General features: G+C 62.4%; 12 protein-coding genes and 1 tRNA gene. 8 read left to right on the forward strand and 5 right to left on the reverse strand.

The genetic code is table 11. The features are described from left to right. Positions 1-3 precede the first annotated feature (3 nt). The 4 genes from V1479_RS07120 to V1479_RS07135 all read left to right on the forward strand — a co-directional run bounded on the left by V1479_RS07120 (position 4) and on the right by V1479_RS07135 (position 4,122). The gene (locus V1479_RS07120) at positions 4-1,101 is read left to right on the forward strand and encodes a polyamine ABC transporter substrate-binding protein (RefSeq protein ID WP_173186937.1); all 1,098 of its coding nucleotides are present in this window, start codon (positions 4-6) and stop codon (positions 1,099-1,101) included. Positions 1,102-1,173: 72 nt separating this feature from the next. Continuing rightward, positions 1,174-2,316, forward strand: a complete 1,143-nt coding sequence (locus tag V1479_RS07125) for an ABC transporter ATP-binding protein (RefSeq protein ID WP_368802298.1) — start codon at positions 1,174-1,176, stop codon at positions 2,314-2,316. A gap of 15 nt (positions 2,317-2,331) precedes the next feature. Next, complete coding sequence (locus V1479_RS07130) at positions 2,332-3,300, forward strand: ABC transporter permease subunit (RefSeq protein WP_368802299.1); 969 nt, start codon at positions 2,332-2,334, stop codon at positions 3,298-3,300. Positions 3,301-3,303: 3 nt separating this feature from the next. Continuing rightward, positions 3,304-4,122 carry an ABC transporter permease gene (locus tag V1479_RS07135; protein WP_173186933.1) on the forward strand — a complete coding sequence of 273 codons (819 nt, stop codon included), beginning with the start codon at positions 3,304-3,306 and terminating at the stop codon, positions 4,120-4,122. A gap of 6 nt (positions 4,123-4,128) precedes the next feature. Here V1479_RS07135 and V1479_RS07140 read toward each other — a convergent pair whose 3' ends face one another. Beyond that, positions 4,129-5,964 (reverse strand): AsmA family protein, encoded by a 1,836-nt coding sequence (locus V1479_RS07140; RefSeq protein ID WP_368802300.1) that lies wholly within the window; start codon positions 5,962-5,964, stop codon positions 4,129-4,131. A 219-nt stretch (positions 5,965-6,183) separates the two neighbouring features. On the opposite strand from V1479_RS07140, the gene V1479_RS07145 reads away from it, so the two are divergent. After that, positions 6,184-8,142: an acetoacetate--CoA ligase gene (locus V1479_RS07145; protein ID WP_368802301.1), complete on the forward strand. Its 1,959-nt coding sequence runs from the start codon at positions 6,184-6,186 to the stop codon at positions 8,140-8,142. Between the two features lie 251 nt (positions 8,143-8,393). On the opposite strand, the gene V1479_RS07150 is transcribed toward V1479_RS07145, so the two are convergent. The 3 genes from V1479_RS07150 to V1479_RS07160 all read right to left on the reverse strand — a co-directional run bounded on the left by V1479_RS07150 (position 8,394) and on the right by V1479_RS07160 (position 15,181). Continuing rightward, complete coding sequence (locus tag V1479_RS07150) at positions 8,394-10,094, reverse strand: ABC transporter permease (RefSeq protein WP_368802302.1); 1,701 nt, start codon at positions 10,092-10,094, stop codon at positions 8,394-8,396. A gap of 69 nt (positions 10,095-10,163) precedes the next feature. Next, positions 10,164-11,222 (reverse strand): Fe(3+) ABC transporter substrate-binding protein, encoded by a 1,059-nt coding sequence (locus V1479_RS07155; protein WP_173186927.1) that lies wholly within the window; start codon positions 11,220-11,222, stop codon positions 10,164-10,166. A gap of 191 nt (positions 11,223-11,413) precedes the next feature. Next, the gene (locus V1479_RS07160; protein ID WP_368802303.1) at positions 11,414-15,181 is read right to left on the reverse strand and encodes an ATP-binding protein; all 3,768 of its coding nucleotides are present in this window, start codon (positions 15,179-15,181) and stop codon (positions 11,414-11,416) included. 254 nt (positions 15,182-15,435) lie between these two features. Between V1479_RS07160 and V1479_RS07165 the strand changes: the two genes are divergently transcribed. After that, the gene (locus V1479_RS07165; RefSeq protein ID WP_173186923.1) at positions 15,436-15,891 is read left to right on the forward strand and encodes a phasin; all 456 of its coding nucleotides are present in this window, start codon (positions 15,436-15,438) and stop codon (positions 15,889-15,891) included. Between the two features lie 218 nt (positions 15,892-16,109). Continuing rightward, positions 16,110-16,186 (forward strand) — tRNA-His (locus V1479_RS07170). A gap of 21 nt (positions 16,187-16,207) precedes the next feature. On the opposite strand, the gene arr is transcribed toward V1479_RS07170, so the two are convergent. Beyond that, on the reverse strand, positions 16,208-16,621 hold the full coding sequence (gene arr, locus V1479_RS07175; protein WP_368802304.1) for an NAD(+)--rifampin ADP-ribosyltransferase: 414 nt from the start codon (positions 16,619-16,621) through the stop codon (positions 16,208-16,210). A 190-nt stretch (positions 16,622-16,811) separates the two neighbouring features. Between arr and V1479_RS07180 the strand changes: the two genes are divergently transcribed. Next, positions 16,812-17,084, forward strand: coding sequence for a hypothetical protein (locus V1479_RS07180; RefSeq protein WP_368802305.1), 273 nt, complete (start codon positions 16,812-16,814; stop codon positions 17,082-17,084). Positions 17,085-17,125: the final 41 nt, after the last annotated feature.

Here is a 17,125-nt window from a genome sequence, read left to right on the forward strand (position 1 = left end):
ATCATGATCCGCAAGGCAATCGTCTATTCGACCGTCTCGCTCGCAGCGGCGACCTTCGCGTTCGCCGCGCAGGCGCAGGAGCGCGTCGTCAACGTGCTGAACTGGTCCGACTATATCGACGATTCGCTCATCGCGGAGTTCACCGAAAAGACCGGCATCCGCGTCGTTTATGACGTGTTCGATTCCAACGAGATTCTCGAAACCAAGCTGCTCGCGGGTGGCTCGGGCTATGACGTCGTCGTGCCGACCGGGTCGTTCCTGTCGCGTCAGATCCAGGCTGGCGTCTTCCAGAAGCTCCAGAAGGACAAGCTGCCCAATCTCTCCAACATGTGGGACGTGGTGACCACCCGCACCGACAAGTACGATCCGGGTGGCGAATACTCCATCAACTACATGTGGGGCACTGTCGGCATCGGCTACAACGTCCAGAAGGTTGCCGAAATTCTCGGAACCGAGAAAATCGATAGCTGGGACGTTCTGTTCAAGCCGGAAAACGCCGAGAAGTTTGCAAGCTGCGGCATCTACATGCTGGACTCGCCGAGCGACATCATCCCGATCGTGCTCAACTATCTCGGCTTCGACCCCAACAGCCACGAGCCCGATGAGATCGCCAAGGCCGAGGAACTTCTGCTTTCGATCCGGCCTTCCATTCGCAAGTTCCACTCCTCGGAGTACATCAACGCGCTCGCCAACGGCGACATCTGCATGGCGGTCGGCTGGTCCGGCGACGTGCTGCAGTCGCGCGACCGAGCGGCGGAAGCCGATCAGGGTGTGACGGTTGCCTATGTCGCGCCGAAGGAAGGCACGCAGATGTGGTTCGACCAGATGGCGATCCCGGCAGATGCGCCGCATGTCGAGGAAGCGCACGAGTTCCTCAACTTCATCATGGAGCCGGAAGTGATCGCCAAGGCGACCAATTACGTCTACTTCGCCAATGGCAACCTCGCCTCGCAGGAGTTCATCGACGACGAGGTGATCAACGACCCCGCGATCTACCCGGACAAGGATGCGCTGGAGACGCTGTTCACCCACATTCCCTACGATTCTAGGACGCAGCGCGTCGTCACCCGGAGCTGGACCAAGGTAGTGACAGGCCAATAGGACGACGAAAACGCCGGTGCATCGCGCCGGCGTTTTCCTTTTGAGCGTGGCATCTGGATTGGGGAACCCGAGATGAAATCGCTTGGCAGCATTCGCAGGAGCTTCGCGCCCTGGAACGATCCCGAGGCGAAACCCTACATTTCGTTTGAACGCGTGACCAAGCGCTTCGGCGATTTTACGGCCGTCAACGACCTCTCGCTCGACATCTACGAACGCGAGTTCTTCGCGCTGCTCGGCGCTTCCGGCTGCGGCAAGTCCACGCTGCTGCGCATGCTGGCTGGTTTCGAGGAGCCGACATCCGGCCGCATATTGCTGGAAGGCCAGGATCTGCGCGGCATTCCGCCCTATCGCCGGCCCGTGAACATGATGTTCCAGTCATACGCGCTGTTTCCGCACATGACGGTGGAAGCAAACATCGCTTTCGGTCTCAAGCAGGACGGCATGAGCAAGGCGGACATCGCGTCGCGCGTTGCCGAGATGCTCAAGTTGGTCAAGCTGGAGCAGTTCGCCAAGCGCAAGCCGCACCAGCTTTCAGGCGGCCAGAGGCAGCGCGTGGCACTGGCACGCTCTGTCGCCAAGCGGCCCAAGGTGCTGCTGCTGGACGAACCGCTCGGCGCGCTCGACAAGAAGCTGCGCGAGGAAACGCAGTTCGAGTTGATGGACCTCCAGCAGGAGCTCGGCCTCACCTTCGTCGTCGTCACCCACGACCAGGAAGAAGCCATGACGATGGCTGACCGCATCGCCATCATGGACAAGGGCCAGGTGATGCAGGTGGCAACCCCTGCCGAGGTCTACGAAGCGCCTTCTTCCCGGTTCGTGGCCGATTTCGTCGGCAACGTGAACATGCTCGAGGGCACGGTCGCAGAGCGAAGCGACAACGCGGCGACAATTACTGGCGCCAGCGGCGCGCGCATTCGTGTCGAGAATGCCGGCGAGGCAACCGAGGGCAGCAGCGTCGCCTTCGCGATCAGGCCCGAGAAGATCAAGGTGTCGTCGAAGCCGCCGGCGGACGGCGCCACGAACGTGATGGAAGGCGAGATCTGGGATCTCGCCTATCTCGGCGACATGACGGTCTATCACGTCAAGCTGTCCGACGGGCAGGTGGTAAAGGCTAGCGCGCTTAACAGCGCACGTACGATGGACGACCCTCTGAGCTGGCATGACCGGGCCTGGATTTCCTTCGCGCCGGATGCCGGCGTCGTGCTGACCCGCTAGGATCGGGAGGCGGCCATGGCCCAAACGATTGCACGAGATGTCGCCGCACCGGCAGGCCGGAATGAAGGGATCGGCGGCCGGCTTCTGGCTGCGGTGGCCAATCGCGCGGTGATCCTGGTCCCCTATCTTTGGCTTCTGATTTTCTTCCTGGTGCCGTTCGGCATCGTGCTCAAGATATCACTGTCGCAGACGACCATCGCTATGCCGCCCTACCTGCCGGTATTCGGCCTCGGCGACGGCGTCTCGGGCTTCATCGCCAATTTGCGCGAACTGTCCTTCGAGAATTATCTCTGGCTTCTGGATGATGCGCTCTATTTCAACGCGTACGTCTCCAGTGTTGTCATCGCCGCGGTTTCCACATTTCTGGCGCTGCTGATCGGCTATCCGCTGGCCTACGGCATGGCCAGATCGTCGGAATCCATGCGTCCGCTCCTGTTGATGCTGGTGATCCTCCCGTTCTGGACGTCGTTCCTGATCCGGGTCTACGCCTGGATCGGCATTCTCAAGCCTGAGGGCCTGCTGAACCAGTTCCTGTTGTGGGTTGGTGTTATCGACACCCCGCTGCAGATCATGAACACCAATACGGCGATCTACATAGGTATCGTTTATTCCTACCTGCCCTTCATGGTGCTGCCGCTCTACGCCACACTGGAAAAGATGGATTACTCGCTGATCGAGGCGGCGCAGGACCTTGGCTGCCCGCCGACGACAGCGTTCTGGAAGATCACATTTCCATTGTCGCTGCCGGGCGTCGTCGCCGGTTGCCTGCTGGTCTTCATCCCGGCAATTGGCGAATTCGTGATCCCCGACCTGCTTGGCGGTTCGCAAACGCTGATGATCGGCAAGACGCTCTGGAACGAGTTTTTCTCCAACCGCGACTGGCCCGTCGCGTCGGCGGTCGCCATCGTGCTGTTGCTGATCCTCGTGGTGCCGATGATGTTCTTCCAGCGTGCTCAGGCGCGCGCGCAGGAACAGGGGAGGTAGGCCATGCAGGGGCAACTCAGCCGCTTCAACATCGCCTCGCTGGTGCTGGGGTTCTCGTTTCTCTACCTGCCGATCGTGCTGCTGGTCATCTACTCGTTCAACGACTCGCGCCTGGTCACGGTATGGGGCGGCTTCTCGACGCGCTGGTATGTGTCGCTGCTGTCCAACCAGCAGCTTCTGGACGCCGCCTGGGTGACGGCTCGGATCGCTTTCGTTTCGGCAACCGTGGCCACAGTGCTGGGCACGTTGGCGGCACTCGCGCTCACGCGTTACACGCGCTTTCGCGGGCGGTTCCTGTTTTCCGGCATGGTCTTCGCGCCGCTGGTCATGCCAGAAGTCATCACCGGTCTGTCGTTGCTTCTGCTGTTCGTTGCCGTTGGGCTCGATCGTGGCTTCCTCACCGTCACGCTCGCCCACATCACCTTCACCATGTGCTTCGTGGCTGTGGTGGTGCAGTCGCGCCTGCTGAGCTTCGACCGGTCGCTTGAAGAGGCTGCCATGGACCTCGGCGCAACGCCGGTACGCACCTTCTTTCAGGTGACGCTGCCGGTCATCATGCCCGCCATCGTGTCCGGCTGGATGCTGGCCTTCACACTGTCGCTGGATGATCTCGTGATAGCCAGCTTCACCTCGGGGCCCGGGGCCACCACGCTGCCGATGCGCATCTACAGCCAGGTGCGGCTGGGCGTGACGCCGGAGATCAACGCGGTCTGCACGATCCTGATCGTGGTCGTCACCGCAGGTGTACTGACCGCCGCCGTTCTCAATAAGCGGCGTGACGTGCAGCGCCGGCGCGACGAGCAGGCCGCCCAGCGCGGATAGCGCAAACTATTCGAAATCGACTGTGGGGCCGACCTGCGCTGCGAAGGGAGAATCCCACGCGCCGCCGATGAAAAAGGACAGATCGGCGTCACCCTGCTGGCCGTCCTGGCCAATCGGCGCCAGATAGCCGGAGAGTGCGAGCGCGCGGCCGAAATAGGGAACGATGCCGCCCAGCGTCAGTACTTGCCCATTTGAGCGGAATTCAGCCTTCTCGATCTGTGCGACGCCGCCATTGACCTTCGCCTTGAATTCCGCGCCGCGCAGCGGCAGCGTGCCGCCGACGATTTCCGACAGGGCGAAGAATCCGCCTGTGGATGCGCGCTCCCTGAACTTGGCCAGGTCGAATCCCTGCAGAGCGCCTTCACCAAGGGTCGCGCTGACAGTGCCTTCGGCATTGCCCATCACCGTGTTCCAGTCGCGCCCGGTACCCTTGAGCATAAGCGAGAGATTCGCACGGCCTTGCGGCATCAACTGCGTCGCACCGGTGGCCTTTGCGAGTGCCTGCGCGTCGACATTGTCGGCCATCATGCGCATTTCGACAGCCTTGTTCTCGCCCTGCAGGTCGACCCGCACGCCGGCCTGTAGCTTGCCACCGAATACCGTGGCGTCGGAAATGTCGAAGGCGGCAAGCGTGCCCTTCACCTGAGCCGCAGCGGCCAGCTCGGTCATGGCGACTGATCCGAGTGTCGCATTGCCGGCCGACAGGCGCAGGTCCAGCGACAATTGCTCGGCGAAGCCCGTATCGATCTGGTCGTAAATGTTGCCGCTCGTGGAAGCGATCGGCGTGAACGCTGCAAGAAAAGACCGCACGTCGAGCGTATCGAATGCGAGCGTCCCAGAAATGGCTGGAAGTGGATCGGCGAAGGAGACCTCAAGTACGCCGCGACCTGAATTGCCGCCCAGGTTCAGCGCGACCGAGTCAAGCCGCAGCCGCTGCGCTGTGCCTTGAACCGTTCCCGCAATGGACATCGCGCCGATCGCCGCGCCCGGCGCGATGTCTGTCTTCGACCATTCAAGCATGCGCCGCAGAGACGGCGATGAGAGACTGGCCTTGCCGTCGAAGTACGTATTCGTCGACAGATTTGCCGTTCCTTCGAAGCTTGCTTCCAGCAGTGCCGATTTCAGGCTTGCGGTCGCAGGCGCATTGCCGCCGGCAAGAAGCAGCAGCGGCTGCGCGCTCGACCCTTCGACGCTGATGTTCTCGCCACGCCAGATTCCGGTGGCGTTCAGCCGCGCGGTGCGGTTAAGCGATGGCCAGACGATCTTGCCGTTCAGGCTGCTGATGCCATCATCATCGTCTCCATCGACAACCGCGATACGACCGTCGAAGAACTCGACCGTGCCGAACGCATCGTCCGGCAATGCGCTGCGGTCCGGATTGGCCGGGTTGCTGGCCACGATCCCCCGCGCCGCGGTCACCGCGCGGGTCATGCGCCCGCCGCCGGGCGAAGCGGGGAGATCGATGACCGAACCTTCGATGGTGAGCCGCAGCACCGGCCGGTACATCGCCACGGCCGAAAGCACCACATTGCCGCGCAGCGCCGACAGCGCCGAAAGGCCCACCTCCAGCCTGTCGGCCTTCAGCACGGGCGGATTTCCGTTGTCCGCCCATTCGAGGAATGCAACGTCGTGAAGCGTTGCCCTGAAGGTCGGCCAGACGTCGAGCACCGGCGCTTCACCCAGTACTACCCGGTAGCCGCTCCAGAGACTGAGCTCATGGGCGATGCGGTCCCGTACGATCTGCGTGGATGCCACCCAAGGCAGCGCGGCTATGAACAACACCGCGAGCGCAAGCACTGTCGCCAGCGCGATAACGCCTCGTTTCAACATGGAAAGCCGCATCTCGCCTCGCCGCTGCGGGATGTCGCCGGCGACGCTCCCTACACTACCCGACCCGCAGGATAGCTGTTTTTCAACCTTTTGTGGCCTGCCGATGGCGTTTTCCACCAGCCAGATAAGGGTATTTTCGCCACCTTGCCTTGCTGGCGGACGATATGCTTAACCGTCTGCGAATTGCCGTCGGCATATTCCGCGCCGCCCGGCCCCTCAGGAGGAACCCGCATGAACCAGACTGCCCCGCTTTGGAGCCCGTCGGCCGAAGAAATCGCGGCGTCGCCCATGACAGCCTTCATGGCGCTGGCTGCGAAGGCGAGCGGCAAGCCGATTGCGGATTACGAAGCGCTCCATGCGTGGTCGATCGACGATCGCGAAGCGTTCTGGTCGCTGGTGTGGGACTATTGCGATGTGATCGGCGAGCGCGGCGAGCGTACCCTGATCGACGGAGACATGATGCCGGGCGCCCGGTTCTTTCCGGATGCGAAGCTGAATTTCGCCGAGAACCTGCTTCGCAAGACGGGAGGTTCCGACGCGCTTGTGTTCCGCGGTGAGGACAAGGTTGAGCGCAGGTTGTCCTGGGACGAGCTGCGCGCACTGGTCTCGCGGCTTCAGCAGCTGTTTCGCGCGCATGGCGTCAAGGCCGGCGATCGTGTCGCTGCAATGATGCCCAACATGCCCGAGACCATCGCCTGCATGCTTGCGACTGCCTCGATCGGCGCGATCTGGTCATCCTGTTCACCGGATTTCGGCGAGCAGGGTGTGCTTGACCGCTTCGGACAGATCGAACCCGTGCTGTTCATCGCGCCCGACGGCTACTGGTATGCCGGCAAGCGCATCGATGTTAGCGCGAAGATCGCTGCGGTACTCGAAAAGATGCCATCTGTGAAAGCGGCCTTCGTGGTCGACTATCTCGGAACGGCCAACGATGTGGCGGGCGGCATCGCGAAAGCGGAGGCGCTGGACACGGCACTCGCGCCATTCGCGCCGGCATCTCTCCAGTTCGAACGGCAGGCTTTCGATCATCCGCTCTATATCCTGTTCTCCTCCGGCACGACGGGCATTCCCAAATGCATCGTTCATTCGGCAGGCGGCGCGCTGCTGCAGCACGTCAAGGAACAGCGATTGCATGCCGGCATCGGCGACGGCGACCGCTTCTTCTATTTCACCACATGCGGCTGGATGATGTGGAACTGGCTGGTGTCCGGCCTGGCATCCGGCGCGACGCTTCTGCTCTATGACGGCTCGCCCTTTTATCCGAACGGCAATGCCATCTTCGACTTCGCTCAGGCCGAGAAGATGACCTATTTCGGAACGTCGGCGAAGTTCATCGATTCCGTGCGCAAGGAAGGGCTGCGCCCGATCGAAACGCATGACCTTTCATCCGTGCGTGTCATCTCGTCGACCGGCTCGCCGCTGGCCCCGGAATGCTTCCGCTTCGTTTATGACGGCATCAAGAAGGACGTTCACCTGGCGTCGATCTCCGGTGGCACCGACATCGTCTCCTGTTTCGTCCTCGGCGTGCCGATCAAGCCGGTATGGGTTGGCGAAATCCAGGGTGCAGGGCTGGGTATGGCCGTGGACGTGTGGGACGATTCCGGCAATCCTGTCCGCGGGGAGAAGGGTGAACTCGTCTGCACCCGGGCGTTTCCCTGCATGCCGGTGAAGTTCTGGGCCGACCCGGATGGCTCCAAATACAAGGCCGCCTATTTCGACCGGTTCGACAATGTGTGGTGCCATGGCGATTTCGCCGAATGGACCGAGCATGGCGGGCTCATCATCCATGGCCGCTCCGATGCGACTCTCAATCCGGGCGGCGTGCGTATCGGAACGGCGGAAATCTACAACCAGGTCGAGCAGATGGAGGAAATCCTCGAGGCGCTCTGCATCGGCCAGACCTGGGACGACGACGTTCGCGTCGTGCTCTTCGTACGGCTTGCGGAAGGCGTTGTCCTGGACGAGGCGCTGGAAAAGAAAATCCGCACGAAGATCCGCACCGGCGCCAGCCCCCGTCACGTACCAGCGCGGATCGTGCCGGTGGACGATATCCCACGCACCAAGTCGGGCAAGATCACCGAGCTTGCCGTGCGCGACGTGGTGCATGGCCGTCCGGTCAAGAACAAGGAGGCGCTTGCCAATCCCGAGGCACTGGAGCTCTACCGGGACATCGCCGCGTTGCAGTCCTGACCGCGACTATGGTTATCAAACGGTTGCCGCGAAATTTACCTCGATTTCACGGATGATACAGAATCGTAAACTGCCGTATAGTCAGGTAAGGTTTTGTTAAGGTTCGGGCCCGATAGTCCTACTCAACTTGAGGGAGAAATCCCGCTCCGCTGCCTTGGAGCTCGGTACGCTCAAGCTTCTTGTGTGACAGCCAAATTCATACTCAGGCGCTTCTCTGAAGCGCCTTTTTCTTTGGCGGTAGCGGGACTGATTTACATCATCGCTTCGCGATCGCGCATCAGGGCGCCCGACAGGAGGACTATCGGGACGGTGGCCGTCACGATGATCAGCAATGCCGCCACGGCGCCATCCTGGGCCATGCCGCGTGATGCGCTCTCGTAGATGAAGGTGGCGAGCGTGTTGAAGCCGAACGGCCGCAGCAGGATCGTCGCCGAAAGCTCCTTCATCGTATCCACGAACACCAGTACGCCCGCCGTGAATATCGCCGGCCACAACAGGGGGATGGTAACGCTAGCCGCACTCTGCAGCGAGGAGCGCCCGAGGCTTCGTGCCGCTTCGTCGATGTTTGGCGGCAGCTTTTCCAGTCCGGACCGAATGGAGCCTTCTGCCAGCGCCAGAAAGCGGATGGAGCAGGCGAGCACGATCGCCGTTGCAGAACCCGTGAGCAGGAGACCGGTCGAGACATCGAACCATGCGCGCATCTGGGCGTCGAGCCAGTTATCGAAGCGCGCCAGCGAAAACAGCAGGCCCAGCGCCATGATGGTCCCCGGCAGCGCATAGCCGATCATGGCGAAGCGCGTGGCAAGCGTCACGCTCCTGGAGCGCGCGACGCGGGCTGCATTGATCAGCAACAGTGCGATCAACACGGCCAGCACCGCCGCTGCCAATGCGGTAGTGAGGCTATTGACGAAAGCGCGCGCCAGCGCCGGATCGAAGAACTGGTGAGCGCGGCGAAGTGCATAGGTGCCGAACACATAGATAGGGACACCGAAACCGAGCAGCATGGGTGTAGCAACGGCAAGCGTTGCTGCCGGTCCCTTCCAGCCGGTGAGTTGCACGCGCGGCGGCCGCGCCTTCATGTGTGTCGCGCGCGCCGAATGGAAACGCTGGCGTCGGCGGGCCCACTGCTCGGCCATCAAAAGGGTGAAGACCAGTACGAGCATGAGCATCGCGATCTGCGCCGCACCTTCGAGGCTGCCGCGATTGAGCCACGTCGTGAAGACCGACAGCGTCAGGGTGCGCACGCCGAGATATTCCGATGCGCCGAAATCGTTGAGCGTCTCCATGAGGACGAGCGCGACGCCCGCGATGATGGCGGGACGCGACACCGGCAGCAGGATGCGGCGGAACACCGTGGACGGCTTGGCGCCCAGCGTGCGTGCGACGTCGGCGATGTTGCGGCCCTGCATGATGAACACGACGCGCGCCGTCAGATAGACGTAGGGATAGAGCACGCAGGACATGACCAGGGCGGCCCCGCCTGTCGACCGCAGGTCCGGAAACCAGTAATCGCGGGCAGTATGGAAACCGAAGAGCGAGCGCCACGCCGTCTGCACTGGGCCGGCAAACAGGAAGAATTCCGCAAAGGCGTAGGAAGCCAGATAAGGTGGCACGGCGAGCGGCAGCACTAGTGCCCAAGCGAGCGTTTTGCGCAAAGGAAAGTCATAGCCCACAACGAGCCAGGCGCATGCGACGCCGGTAACGGATGTCAGTATCGATACGAGCGCGAGGAGGTGCAGCGTCGTCAGCGTGGCGCCTGGCAGCACGGTTGATGCCAGATGCGGCCAGGCCTCGCCGGTGCCGGAAAACGCAATTCCGGCGAGCGTGGCGACCGGCAGCAGCACCATCGCGCATACGGCGAGCGCAATGAAGAAGACCACACCGTGCCGCTCGCGCTTGACGCGCGGGGCAGAGGCTGTCTGCGTTCGTGCGGTTCCGTCCAGACTGGTCACGCCGGGTCCTTCAAATGCAAAAGCCGGGCTGCATGCGCAGTCCGGCTTCTGCCTTGCATTGGAGCAAGCCTAGCTCGACGGGCCGTCGTCGAGGGCCACGCGATCAACCATCTCGGAAGCCGCCTTTCGGTGAGCGGCGATCTCGGCCAGCGATAGGGTGTCGGCGTTCAGCTCGCCGAATGCCTGCACCACCGGTGAAGCCTCAAGGCCGGGCTGCACCGGATACTCGTAGGACTGCTCGGCCTGTATCTGCTGGGCTTCCGGGCTGGACAGGAACTGGATCAGCTTCACGGCATTGTCGCGGTTCGGCGCGTTCTTGGCGAGCGCGACGCCGGAGACGTTCACGTGGGTGCCGCCGTTCTCGAAGGTGGGGAACACGACCTTGATCGCGTTGGCCCATTCCTTTTCTTCCGGGTCCTTTTCGTTGGTCTGCATCAGGCCGACATAATAGGTGTTGCCGAGCGCAATGTCGCATTCGCCGGCCATGATGGCCTTGGCCTGCGGGCGGTCGCCGCCATCCGGCTTGCGGGCGAGGTTGTTCTTCAGCCCGGTCAGCCATTCCTCTGTCTTCTCCTCGCCCCAATGAGCGATCGCAGCGGAGAAGAGCGCCAGATTGTAGTCATGCTGGCCCGAGCGCATGCAGATCTTGCCCTTCCACTTCGGGTCGGCCAGCTCGGCATAGGTGATCGGCTCGTCCCCGACGCGCTCCTTCGAGGCGTAGAGCACACGGGCGCGCTTGGTGATGCCGAACCAGTGACCCTCAGGGTCGCGATACTCGGCAGGCAGGTTGGCGTTGACGGTCTCGTCTTCCAGAGCCTGAGTCACACCCTTTTCCTTGACGTTCGTCAGGCGTGCGATGTCGACGGTGAGGATGACGTCGGCCGGCGAATTGGTGCCCTCGGCAGCGATGCGGTCCTCGAGCCCCTTGTCCAGGAAAAGGATTTCGGTGCGGATGCCGGTTTCGGCCGTGAAGGCATCGAGAGCAGGCTGGATAAGGGCCGGCTGGCGATACGAATAGATGTTGACCACCTCATCGGCCGCCGCGGCAAAGGGTACATAGGCAATGCCGGCTGCAAGCGCCGCCGCCGCGAGGCGGGTGCTGGTCGAGCGAGATGCTCCGAAAATCATGACTTCCTCCAGGCAGGGGGTTCAAGGCCCCGTGTTCGAATGGATTTTGTTCCAGCGGTGGAACACGCGGTTCATGATCGAAACAGCGAGAGCGGTCAATAGAAAGCGCAACAAAATCAGCAGTTTAGAATAATTCTAAACTAGATCAGTCATGTTTTAATCTGTGAATCTCGGGGTTTGGCCCTGCCGCCTCAGTCTGCCAGCACCCGGGTTGACGGAAATGTGATCTCCACCATCGTGCCTTCGCCCGGTGTCGAGGAAATCGAGAATCTGGCCCTGTTCGCTTCCACCATGGCTTTGGTGAGCGGCAGGCCAAGCCCGGTCCCGTCATGCCGGCCCCGCTTCAGGGCGTTGATCTGCTTGAAGGGCTTCAGGGCCTGGTCGATCTCCGACAGGCTCATGCCGATGCCGGTGTCGCGCACCCGCATGACGACATCGCCCGACGGTTCGTACGAGGTCGATACGATCACCTGCCCGCCGGCCTGTGTGTAGCGAACCGCATTGGAAAGCAGGTTCAGCGCGATCTGGCGTACGCTGCGCAGGTCGGCCACCACTTCCGGCAGACGCGATGCGAAGCTCGAGCGAATGATGACGCGGTCGCGGTTCGCCTGCGGCTGCATGACCGCGACGGACTCGCCCAGCGTATCGTTGAGCGACACCGCCTCGTAATTCATCTCCTGCTCGCCGGCCTCGATCTTCGAGATGTCGAGCAGGTCATTGACGAGGTCGAGCACATGGTTGCCGGAACGGTTGATGTCGCGAAGATAGTCGCGGTAGCGGTCCGACCCGATCGGCCCGAACTTCTCGTCGATCATCAATTCCGAGAAACCGATAATCGCGTTGAGGGGCGTGCGGATTTCATGGCTGACGCGGGCAAGGAACTCGGTCTTTTGCGATGACGCGCGCTCGGCCTGCGTACGCGCCTGGGTCAGTTCCTCTTCAGCACGCTTCCACTGCGTGATGTCGCGCACGACGGCGCAATAGCCGCTGTCGCCGGGCAGCCGACCGATGGTCATGAACAGCGGAATGAAACGGCCTTCCGCCTCGCGGCCGATAACCTCGCGTCCGTCATTGAGCACGCTTGCAACGCCGTTTTCGGCAAGACCGGCGAGGTAGTCGCGCGCGGCGCGCTGGCTTTCTATGGCGAACAGCGACGCAAAGGGCTTGCCTTCGACCGCCGCGCTATCGAAGCCGAACAGCGCCTCGGCTGGTCGGCTGATGTTACGGATGGTCCCGTCGGCCGCGATCAGCACCACGCCATCGGTCGCCGTGTCGATGATCGTGCGCATCTCGGCGACGTGCCGCGCCATATCCTCGACCTCGGTGGGATCGGCCGTGATCGTCGGCTGGGCAAGAGGCTCCGCAGCCGCCATTGGCTGTGCGCCTTCGGCGCGTTGCAGCGCCAGCAACAACGCCGATCCGTTGCGCCAGCGTATGGACTGCAAATGTGCGTCGACCGGAAATTCCTCGCCACCCAGCGTGCGCAGCCGCAGCTTGCTCCCGTCGGGCTCCGATGCGGCATCCGGGCTCTTGTCGACGAACAACCTGTCGAGGCCGCCCTCTCGACGGATTTGATCAAGACTGGCGTAGCCGGTCAGGTTCAGGAATTCGCGATTGGCGAAATAGAGCTCGTCGCCGGCGTGCACCAGAAGCGGCAGCGGCAACCCGGCTACCAGTTCGGCATCCAGCCCGGTTTCATGGCTGCGCTCGCTGAAGACGAAAGCCGAAGGGGTGAACCCGTCTACGGCGATCGGCGGGGCAGGGGGAGGCGCGACGTTGCCAAGCATCGATCCAGCCGGCACCGCATCGAGGGGCTCGTCGGATTCGGCATCCTGCGTGCCTGCTATCGGCGCCTCATCATCGGCCTGGAGGGCAGATATGTTCTCTTCGGCGGGTTCGTCGTGATAGGCTTCGGTTTCTTCGTCATATTCGGCCGAACCTTCGTCCTGTCTGACGGTGGCGAACTCTGACCCTTCATCACCCGCTGTGTCGCCGGAGGCGCCATCGTCGTTGGCAGCAACGCCGGCCGCGTCGGCGTCTCGCTCGTCGGCGTTGTTGTAGGGGCCTGTTATGTCCTCATCGAAGTCCGAGCCTGCATCATCGGCGCCGTCTAGCTCGGCAAGGCGCGGCTCGTCGTAGAATTCGTCCGGAACTTCGTGGTGGTCTTCCGGTTCCAGCGCAACGGCATCATCGTCCGCCAAGTCGTTGGACCGCACAACTGCGGTTTCTGCGTTCGCAACGTCGGCAGGCGCTTCAGCCGCCTTCCTGTCATTCGTTGCTTCCGGCGCTTCAGGCTTCAAATCATCCGAGAGCTCGGTTGCCTTCTCTCTGGCGTGGTCCTGCTCTGCCTGACGCGCTTCATCGTAGTCGCGGCGCAGCCGTGTCCGGATCTCCTCGAACGCGTTCCGCTCGCCCGGGGAAAGCTGCCTGCCCGGTGTGCGGACCGGGCGGTGCTCGGCGAGGCGCACGACCTTGTCGCTAGACCGCCGCTCATGTCCCTCGGTGAGTGACAGCGCCGGCACTTCTCCGTTGAATGGATCGTTGTCGGCAGGAGTCGACGTTGTATCGGTCGCGTCGCGGGATTCCTCCCCCGGCTTTTCTTCTGTAGGAGGCACGCCACCGCCGCCCGCCAGTTTCATGCCGAGGGCATCCGGGTCGGCAGTCACGTCGCCCATGCGCACCACGCCGAAGCCGCGAAAACCTTCGAATTCGCGGTCGCGGTTGTAGACGGGCAGGGCTGCAAGATCGACGGGTGCCCGCAGGTCCGTGCCGGCGACGGGCCACAGTACCGAACGGCCTGACCAGGTGTCGCGACGCTGAAGCAGGCCGGCGATCTCGCCCTGCGGGTCGAGTTTGAACACGGCGGCAACATCGTTGAACCGCCGGCCGAGCACGTTGGCAGCCTCCTTGCCGACCGCGCGGGCGAAATCGTCGGAGACGGCGCTGAATGCGCCATTGGCATCGGTTTTCCAGACAAAGCGCACGGGACCTTTAGGCAGCTCCGGCCTCTGCTGCTGCCGATCGTCAAAGTACCAGTCATCTGACGCATCCGGCGCCGGTGTTTCCTGGTCGTCGCGCGTGGCGGTGATGGGATCGGCCGCAGGGGGGGGCTCGGTCGCGGTCTCCGAAGAGTGCGCGACTTCCGCGGCTTCATCCTCGACGACACGCTCCGGAAGGTCGGCATCGGACGGAAGCGGTGCGACTTCGTCTTCCACCGGCTCATGCCGCGCGTCGACGCTGGCCCGTGTCGGGATCTCGTCGCGGCCGCCTTCGCTGTCTGGCTCGATCTCCTCCACGGGCTCATCCACCGCGACAAGCAGGTGAAGGGAAGGCTCGTCCACGAGCCGTGCGATGCCCGCCGGAATCAGTCCACCTCCAGCCGGAATCAGCCGCTTCACCAGCCGGTCGCTTTCGCGGGCAACCTCTCCCACCAGCCGCGACAATGTCTCCTGCGAAATTCCAAGGCCGTCGAAGCCGGGCGACGTCGCGTTCGCATGCGCCGCATCGTCGATGAGGGCAGCGAAATAACCTGCCTCGCCGAACCCTTCGATGACGCGCGCAGCGGCTTCGTCACCGCCGATGGATCTGGGCGTTTGTGTCGGAACGGCCAGCAGTACCGCAGGCTCGCCATCGGGTAGCATGACGCCGGACACGAGAAACTGCACGGCGCGGCTCGTCATGCCGCTTGCCAGTCGCACCATTACCTGCCGGTCGCGATCCATGCGTGGAAAGCCCGGCGTCGCTGCAATCTGCCTGCGCGCCGCAAAACCCAGGCCGGGCGAGCCGCCCATCACCGCCTCGATGTCCGGATAGCCGAGCAATGCCGCGCCAGGGCCATTCGCCCAGATCACTTCATCAAGGTCGACCGTCAGGATTGCCAGCGCATCGCCTGCGGCAAAACGCGTACGCACCTCTTCCATCACGGCAATGTCGATGAAGGAATAGGGGCCTGAAGCCATGCGAAAACCTGAAGCCGTTGAGTGGGCGGACGAGCCGTTGTTAACTCTTTGTTAGTAAAAGTTCGGTGGCGCCGCGTCCAGAAAGTCGGGACCCCACAGCGCGCGAATCTTGTTCCTTGGTTAATCCCCGGGGCGCAATTTTGCTGCATCGCAACAAAATTGTTGCAATGCACAAAAGGGGCGCCTATATTGGCTTCAAGTCAAACGAGCCGGCACGATAAGACGTTGCCGGACCAAGTGTAAAGGATCGAGCGATGACCAAAGCCGCCGCAAAGACCGCCGAAACCATCGAATTCCCGACCTTCGACGCCGACAAGACGGCAGACCAGTTCCGCGCCTTCGCCGAGAAGGGCGTCGAGCAGTCGAAGGAAGCCTATGCCAAGATGAAGACCGGCGCCGAGAACGCGCAGAAGGCCATGGAATCGACCCTAGAAACCGCCCGCGCCGCCGGCAGCGAATTCTCGATGAAGTCGATCGCAGCCGCCCGTGCCAACACGGAAGCCGGCTTTGCTCACCTCGAGGCGCTCGTCGCGGCCAAGTCCCTCTCCGAGGTGATCGAGCTGCAGACAGCGTTCCTGCGCAAGGCTGTTGAGACCGCCGTCGAGCAGGGCAAGGATTTCCAGGCTGCGTCGACCAAGGCTGCCGAAGAGGTTTCCAAGCCCATGAAGGAAGCCTTCGAGTCGACCGTCAAGGAACTCAAGATCGCCTGACGCGTTCAGGTTGCAAGTACACCGCGTGAAGGAAACCTCCTCCCTTCCCGATCGCGGCTCAGAAGACCGGCTCCTCCTCCCGCCGGTCTCCTAACAGGAAAAGGCCGGGATCTCCTCCCCCCGGCCTTTTTCCTTTTTTAGGCTTGGCTTGCAGCGCATCGGGCTTGAAATCGCCGCCGATAGTCCGTAAGAGCCTCGCCAGCCAGAGCTTGGCGCGTGCGGTTGTAGCTCAGTTGGTTAGAGCACCAGATTGTGGATCTGGGGGTCGCTGGTTCGAGCCCAGCCAACCGTACCATCTTCTTCCGACATTCCGCCGTCAGTCGATTGCCTCGATGCCCTGAGCTTTCAGCCGTTCGAGATTGTCCTTCATTTCCTTCAGCCGTTCCGGAGAATGGCCCTGCCATTCAGCCACTTCGCCCGTGATGAGAAGCGGTTCACGCGTGCGGTAGGATTGTGTGGGGTTGCCCGGGAATTTCTTGTCGGTCAGGTTGGGATCATCCTCGATGGCACCCGTCGGCTCTACGATATAGATTCTCTGCCGGCCGTCGCCTGCGGCCAGTTCCGCACCCCATATCGCCGCGTCGAGCGTCGCTGTCAGATACACCCACGACGCGAGCTTTCGGGCGCCGAAATTGGAGTTGTAGCCGGCTCGGATCAGGTCTCCCTGTTTCAGGTCTGCGCGTGTGCCGTGGTAGAACAGGCGTGGATTGTCGTTGTCGGGGATCGTCATTGCGTCTTTGCTCCTTGCGCCGCCGCAACACATTTGGTGTGACTGCACGCGTCATCAAGACACGTCTGCGAATATGGACAAGACACAGACGGCTGGTTAGCGTCACGCCATGTCACGTCTGATCTTGCTGATCTGCATCGCTCTTTCCCTGTGCCTCTCCCCATACATAGCGAGCGCGGGCGAGACAGGCATGACCGGCGACGCGTCGTACGGAATGCAGATGTCGGCCGGCGGCGACCATGACATGTCGGCTATGGTCGACTGTCCGCGCCGGGGTAGCTGCATAGGCGCTGCATCGGTCTGCGCATGGGCCTGCACCGGCAATGCGGTGGTTGACCTGGCTCATCCTCGTGTAAGCTTGGCGCATGTTCCTCGTGAGCTTTATGCGCTGCTCCTGACGCAGGTGGGCGAAGGCGTGTTTCTTTCCACGACAGAGCGCCCTCCCAAAATCCGTCTCCTGTGAGCCCGCGCCCTTCGGGGTGTGAATCGTAGGATTTGCATTGG

It is taken from the genome of Neoaquamicrobium sediminum, assembly GCF_040970315.1.
GTDB lineage: Bacteria > Pseudomonadota > Alphaproteobacteria > Rhizobiales > Rhizobiaceae > Aerobium > Aerobium sediminum.